Raw genomic sequence first — 6,722 nt, 5'->3', positions numbered from 1 at the left:
ACTTCAAATGCGGAACAGGTCGCCAAGAGCCGTCGTATCCTCGAAGAACTGGGTCTCGACCTGGCCACACCGGAAGAAGCGCGGGCCATGCTTGAGACGAAGGGCGGCGATAACGTGGGCTTCTGATGTTTTGGCTGCCCGTGCGCAGACAACGGGCAACAGGTAGCCAAGGCACGAATAAGCTGGGGCCCCGTCATCGGCATTTGTTCCGGTGACGGGCGTTCCAGAATGCTTCAGAAGCTTGGGTAAGCGGGGCAGGGCTGATAAAACTGAGAGCGCAGATAGCTGCTCCCTCGCCCATCCGGTGACTGACGCGACTTTTCGCACGCGATGGCTCATCAGGTTGCCGCGGGTATCGCCTCAATTCTGGCTTTTTCTGCAACGAGATAGCTGTGCGGGCCGGTACTAGAAGTTAAAGGAATGACGATGGAACCGACGCAGTTTCCCCCAGTGGCGCCGCGCAAGATGTTGCATCAGCGATCAGTGCGTTGCGACGGCTACCTGCGCGCTGATGGTCAATGGGAGGTCGAGGCGAGTCTGCGTGACACGAAATGCATCGATTTCGTGCAGATCACTCGCGGCTCTCAGAAGGCCGGTGCCGCCGTGCATGACATGAAGCTTCGGGTTACCGTCGATGACCAGCTAACAATCACGGCAATCGAATCGGAGATGGCCACGACCCCAATGCTTGCGTGTCAGGACGCCCGTGAATACCTGCATGAACTCATCGGCGTTCGCTTTGTTTCCGGTTGGCAGAAGGAGGCGCGTGCTCGAATCGGCCATCGGCATGCCTGCACGCATCTCATGGACCTCCTGGTTCCAGCAGCCACAACATTTTATCAGACTATGGGCTGGGGGAAAAACCCGGAGGGGGGCGGCGAGTTGGATCATGTAAAGGCGAGTGGCGATCGCCCTGGTTTCCTAGACCGCTGTTATGGCTGGCGCACTGATGGTCCGGGCGTGAGCGAACACTTTCCTCAATTTGCTGACAAGTCGGTCGACGAACGCAGCGAACCTTAGAGGCAATATAATGATCGATCAGCCCGGGCGTTGTTGAAGCGACAGTCTGGCAGGTGCCTTAACGCAGTTGTGTTGTTTTGCACATTGGCACCGAGCAAGCCGCAGGGACGGCACATTTCGCTTGGCCAATTAGAAATGTTCTATTATTCAGAATGACATTCCACTAAGGAGGAAATCCATGTCGATCGACTTTTCGCTCAGTAAAGAAGGTGTTGCCCTTATCACGATCAATCGTCCTGAGCGGATGAACGCAATGGACCCCGAGCATTACGAAGGTTTGACGAACGCTTGGTCCCGTGTTCGTGACGATGATGATGTTCGCGTTGCCGTAGTGACTGGTGCCGGAGACCGGTCATTCACCGTCGGCGCTGACCTGAAGTCGGCCGTCTGGACGCAAAGAGCGCCAGCTTCCAAGTTCTTCAAGACTCAGAACGACATGCTCCTCAATCGCGGCCTGGAAGTTTGGAAGCCAGTCATTTCCGCGATTAACGGCTACTGTCTGGGCGGCGGGGTCACGTTGATGCTGGCGACCGACATGCGCATTGCCTGCGAAAGCGCAACATTCAACGTGGCGGAGGTAAAGCGTGGCGGCGTGCCTGCTAACGGCGGGACCCAACGCCTTATTAAGCAATTGCCGTATGCCGTGGCCATGCGGCTGCTGCTCACGGGGGACACGATAACCGCACATGAGGCCGAACGCTGGGGGCTCATCAACGAGGTTGTCCCAACCTGGCAGGATGTTCTGCCAAAGGCCATGGAATATGCCGAAAGGGTCGCAGCCAACGCACCACTAGCCGTACAAGCGGCGAAGGAGTTGGCATTGCGGTCGATGGACCTGCCCTTGTCGCTTGGACTTCGCTTCGAACAATCGTTCGTGTCCTACCTGTTCAACACGGAAGATGCCGTAGAAGGACCCAAGGCATTTGCCGAGAAGCGCAAGCCCAACTTTCAGGGGAAGTGAAGGTTGCAGAGATTTGCCTCGCCGCAGAGCACCGTCCTGCCAAGTATCATGTCGTTTCACAACGACAGGCGACGGTCAGGTGACGATCCAGGCAAGGACAAGTCCGGCGCAACGTCGATGTGATCGCCGGTCGGTCCGATTGAAGAGGATATGCCATGAATAAACTTTACCCTGATGCCGCCACGGCGCTGGAAGGGCTGTTGTTCGACGGAATGCAGATTTGTGCCGGGGGCTTCGGGCTCTGTGGCATCGCGGAGGGGCTGATCGATGCCATCCGGGACTCCGGGGTGAAGGATCTCGTCATCGCGTCCAACAATGCCGGTATCGATGGTGAAGGGTTGGGGAAGCTGCTCCGCAGCCGCCAGGTGAAGAAGATGATCAGTTCCTATGTTGGTGAGAACAAGGAGTTCGAACGCCAATATCTTTCGGGCGAACTGGAAGTGGAATTCTGTCCTCAAGGCACATTGGCGGAGCGCTGCCGCGCAGGCGGAGCCGGCATACCGGGATTCTATACCAAAACTGGCGTAGGCACACAGGTTGCGGATGGCAAAGAGGTCAAGGTTTTCGACGGACAGGAATATATTTTGGAGCGTGGCATCTTTGCCGATCTTGCCATCATTAAAGGATGGAAGGCCGACGAAACCGGTAATGTCATTTTTCGAAAGACCGCACGCAACTTCAATCAGCCAATGGCGACTGCAGCGAAGATCTGCATCGCCGAAGTCGAGGAAGTGGTTCCCGCAGGTAGCCTCGACCCTGACAGTATCCACCTTCCTGGTATATATGTGAAACGCATGATTGTCGGCGCGTCCAATGACAAGAAGATCGAATTTCGTACCGTTCGCCAGAGGGAGGCGGCCTGATGACCAAACATGACGACCGGACGAAAGGCTGGACCCGGGATGAGATGGCTGCGCGCGCTGCAAAGGAGTTGCGCGATGGATTTTACGTAAACTTGGGCATTGGCATTCCTACCCTCGTCGCAAACCACATTCCCGATGGGGTGGAGGTGACCCTGCAGTCCGAGAACGGTATGCTTGGCATCGGTCCTTTCCCCTTTGAGGGCGACGAGGACCCGGACCTTATCAATGCAGGCAAACAGACGATCAGCGAGTTGCCGCACAGCTGCTATTTCAGCTCGTCCGACAGTTTCGCCATGATCCGCGGCGGGCATATCGACCTGACGGTGCTGGGCGCGATGGAGGTGAGCGAGAAGGGCGACATCGCCAACTGGATGATCCCGGGCAAGATGATCAAGGGCATGGGTGGCGCGATGGATCTCGTCGCCGGGGTCAAGAAGATCATCGTCGTCATGGAGCACACGTCCAAGGACGGCAGCCCGAAGCTTATACCCGAATGCACCTTGCCGCTGACCGGCAGGAATGTAGTCGACATGATCATCACCGACTTGTGCGTGTTCCAGCGTGCCGACGACGATTCGTCTTTCCGGCTTATAGAACTGGCACCCGGCGTAACTGCGGAGGAAGTCGCGGCGAAAACGACGGCAAAATACGATATCGCGCTATCGGCTGCATAACGGCTGGCGTTGCTGAACGCAGCGCATGGTGCTCAGTACGACCACGCTATTGCCATGCGTCTCGGCAATATATAATTACAATAATTCCGATAGATCAGAGTATCTATCAAATAGATTAGGTTAACTCGTGTTTTTATATAAATGTGTATATTGATAGTTGTTATTTATATATTCAATATAAACGAGATATTTATTGCAGTATTAGGTATTAATCTATATTAATGAAATTATATTTACATGTATAAGTGATTTTTAGAATCGGTGTATCTGTGAAACATGCGGTGAGATCATGCTCGGATGAGTGGGTGGGCCGTTATGTGAGGCTATCACCGAGCAATAGTCCGAGTGCGTGAACTGCCATAGTTCAGAAGCGTTGGCACCAGTATCAGGAGAAGGTTATGCGAGGCACAGATGCGAGGTAAGGTCGTCATCGCGGGTATGGGTCAAACGAAGTTTGGCAGCCTTCCGGGCCGCACGACCATTTCCTTGGTAGTGGAGGCGGTTCGTAACGCGCTTGAGGATGCAGGCATCGAAAAGGATCTTGTCGATGCGCTGCTGGTTAAGCCGCCGACTTCCCTTCCAGGCATGATGACCGGGCAGAAAGTGGCCGAAGCAATGGGCCTTAAGCCTAAATTCGGCATGGCTTGGGATCAGGGCGGCGGAGCGGTCACCGGCTGTATTTCCTATGCGAGCTTTTTGATCGAGGCTGGCTTGTGCGATGTTGCGGTCGTCACTTTCTCCGATAATCCGAAGTCCTTCAGTGCGGCATCGTATAGCGCTGCGCTCGGCGATACGGCCACGTTCGGTTATGTGGCTGCAGCGGCGAGCTACGCGATGGTTGCGCGGCGCCACATGAAACAATTTGGCACAACAGAACGCCAGTTGGGTGCCATTCCCGTGAATGGGCGGCGCAACGGAACTACAAACCCAAATGCGCAGCTCCGTGTGCCTCTGGACATTGATGAGTATTTGGAAAAGCCATTCCTGATCTCGCCGTTCCGACGCGACGACTTCGCTCTGGTCAGCGACGGCGGTGCCGCTTTGGTGCTTATGAGTGCGGAGCGCGCCAAGCAACTCGGGGTTCCTGATCCGGTTCCGATCCTTGGCTTCGGCGCCGGCCAAGAAAGCTGGAACGTCGAACTGCGGAATGATCTGACCACAACTATGGCCGCGACATCGGCGGCGATGGCGTTTCAGATGGCCGGCCTCGGACCGCGGGATATGGATACGGCTCAGCTCTATGACTGCTTTTCGATCGTGCCGATCATCACACTCGAAGATTACGGCTTTTGCGCGAAGGGCCATGGCGGGCGCTATGTCGAAGAGGGTGCAATTGGCCTGGACGGCGAGATCCCCATGAACACCGCAGGCGGACTGCTCTCGGAAACAGGCATGCCAGGCATGCAGATGGTTTTGGAGGGAATCCGCCAAGTGCGTGGCACCGCAGCAAATCAGGTTAAAAATGTCAGAAACAGTATCATCAGCACACAGGGAGGGATCATGCAAACGCACGGAACGCTGATCATCGGTCGTTGACCATGGATCGGGATCCTTCACTGCTGCCGCTACCGGACGACGGTCCGGTCCAACGTCCATTTTGGGATGCCGCCAAGGACGGCAAGCTGGTGTTTCAGCGCTGCCAAAATTGCAATCACGCCTTTCTTCCAGGGCGTGAGGAATGCCCGCGATGCTTGAAGCCGGACTTGGTTTGGGAAGAAGCTTCGGGGCGGGCAACGCTTTATTCCTGGGTCGTCTATTACCGTCCTTACGGCGAGGCTTACAAGAGTCGCGTCCCCTACACGGTTGGCATCGTAGTATTGGAAGAAGGCCCTCGGTTCGCCAGCAATATCGTTGATGTGGCTGATCCTGAGGCGCTGGAGATTGACCAGCCGCTGGAACTCAAGATTGAGGTCGACGATGGGATCGCGATTCCCCGCTTCAAGCCTGCGGTCGCAGTGTAGGGTGCGACACCGCACCACTCATTGCGGCCTTCTTCCCTCCAGACGCCTGCCGTTCCGATAATTGACGTGACTATGCTGCGGCCATTCAGGAAATGCGCTTCGGCACGAACGAAGTACTTGGGCGGCACCGCGTGGAACGTAGTCGTGCAGGCTGCAATGGAGGGGATAATTGCTGACCGACACGACAAGCGTATTCGAAAATGTTCGCGAATGCTCAAGAACGGCTGTAACCATGCGCCGCTTGTCTGAAGGGGGAAGGTCAGACCGACGGCAATTGGACGCATATTGACTTTCATTGGAGTATGTCCTTGTGCACAGTCAAGGAGATTGCATAATGGGTCAGGGCGAACAGGGTGACGAAAAAGGCGCGTCGGAACGGCTCGATACGACGTTAGTCAAGGGACTGCGTATTCTGGAATGCTTGGCTGAGGCTAGCGAGCCATTGGGCGTCTCTGCGCTGAGCGATATCCTAGGGATCGGGCGAAGCAACATGCACCGCCTGCTCAAGACGCTGGCCGCGACGGGCTATGTAGCTCAAGAGCCTCGTACGCGTCGATATCTTGCAACGTTGAAGTTGTGGGAACAGGGTTCGGTGATCGCAGAGCGGAGCCGCCTCAGACGTGCGGCACATCCCGTGTTGCGTAATCTAAACGCCGAGACGGGCGAGGTCGTATTCTTGTCGATCTTGCACGGCAGCGATATCCTGTATGTCGATAAGATCGACCCTGTGGTTCGCTTCTCCACGGCTGCGCGCTCCGGACTTCGTGTGCCCGCGGTCTACACCGCGAGCGGAAAGGCCTTGCTTGCGCACCAGCCTAATTGCGCTGAGCTGGTGAACGAGAGTTTGACGCGGCTCAATTCATTCGATGCGAACCAGCGTGCAGACCTCTTAAAGGAAATGGAAACAATCGCTGAAGAAGGTTGCGCATACTCGTTCAGCGGTTGGACGGCACATGCCCAATCGGTTGCCGTCGTAGTGCCTAACGCAGACTTCCCTCCGGTGGCCGCAATCGGCACGGTGGTCCTTAAAGACGGGGGGGGCGGATCTCTCGCGCGGATGCGCCGGTTTGTACCGATGCTACAGCGGTCCGCAGCGGAGCTCGGCGCGGCTGTGGCACCCATCGTCAATCCGATGTGATTGCGGTTCACCCGATCCGCCCTCAAATTACCGCAAGCTTAGTCTAAGGACTTCCTCGCGTTGTTTCGGCAACGGCATGCTTCGCTTAAGCAAACTGGATGGAGA

8 protein-coding genes are annotated in these 6,722 nt (G+C 56.1%); all 8 read left to right on the top strand.

The window, feature by feature from the left end; all coding sequences use genetic code 11:
• A partial coding sequence (locus LQ220_RS19260) for a 3-keto-5-aminohexanoate cleavage protein (protein WP_230188208.1) occupies nt 1-126 on the top strand: 126 nt, incomplete at its 5' end.
• A gap of 300 nt (nt 127-426) precedes the next feature.
• Nucleotides 427-1,020 (top strand): DUF2889 domain-containing protein, encoded by a 594-nt coding sequence (locus tag LQ220_RS19255; RefSeq protein ID WP_230189766.1) that lies wholly within the window; start codon nt 427-429, stop codon nt 1,018-1,020.
• Nucleotides 1,021-1,198: 178 nt separating this feature from the next.
• Nucleotides 1,199-1,981, top strand: coding sequence for an enoyl-CoA hydratase/isomerase family protein (locus LQ220_RS19250; protein WP_230189765.1), 783 nt, complete (start codon nt 1,199-1,201; stop codon nt 1,979-1,981).
• A gap of 155 nt (nt 1,982-2,136) precedes the next feature.
• Nucleotides 2,137-2,844, top strand: a complete 708-nt coding sequence (locus tag LQ220_RS19245) for a CoA transferase subunit A (protein ID WP_230189764.1) — start codon at nt 2,137-2,139, stop codon at nt 2,842-2,844.
• The gene (locus LQ220_RS19240; RefSeq protein ID WP_230189763.1) at nt 2,844-3,518 is read left to right on the top strand and encodes a CoA transferase subunit B; all 675 of its coding nucleotides are present in this window, start codon (nt 2,844-2,846) and stop codon (nt 3,516-3,518) included. Before LQ220_RS19245 ends, LQ220_RS19240 begins: the two co-directional genes overlap by 1 nt.
• Nucleotides 3,519-4,103: 585 nt before the next feature.
• The gene (locus LQ220_RS19235; RefSeq protein ID WP_230189762.1) at nt 4,104-5,054 is read left to right on the top strand and encodes a thiolase family protein; all 951 of its coding nucleotides are present in this window, start codon (nt 4,104-4,106) and stop codon (nt 5,052-5,054) included.
• Nucleotides 5,055-5,056: 2 nt separating this feature from the next.
• Complete coding sequence (locus LQ220_RS19230; RefSeq protein ID WP_230189761.1) at nt 5,057-5,479, top strand: OB-fold domain-containing protein; 423 nt, start codon at nt 5,057-5,059, stop codon at nt 5,477-5,479.
• Between the two features lie 334 nt (nt 5,480-5,813).
• Nucleotides 5,814-6,617 carry an IclR family transcriptional regulator gene (locus LQ220_RS19225; protein WP_230189760.1) on the top strand — a complete coding sequence of 268 codons (804 nt, stop codon included), beginning with the start codon at nt 5,814-5,816 and terminating at the stop codon, nt 6,615-6,617.
• Nucleotides 6,618-6,722 lie beyond the last annotated feature (105 nt).

It is taken from the genome of Sphingobium sp. CECT 9361, from assembly GCF_918741285.1.
Classification (GTDB): Bacteria; Pseudomonadota; Alphaproteobacteria; order Sphingomonadales; family Sphingomonadaceae; genus Sphingobium.
The sequence above is the reverse complement of the archived record's forward strand: the minus strand, read 5'-3'. Positions and strand labels throughout refer to the sequence as shown.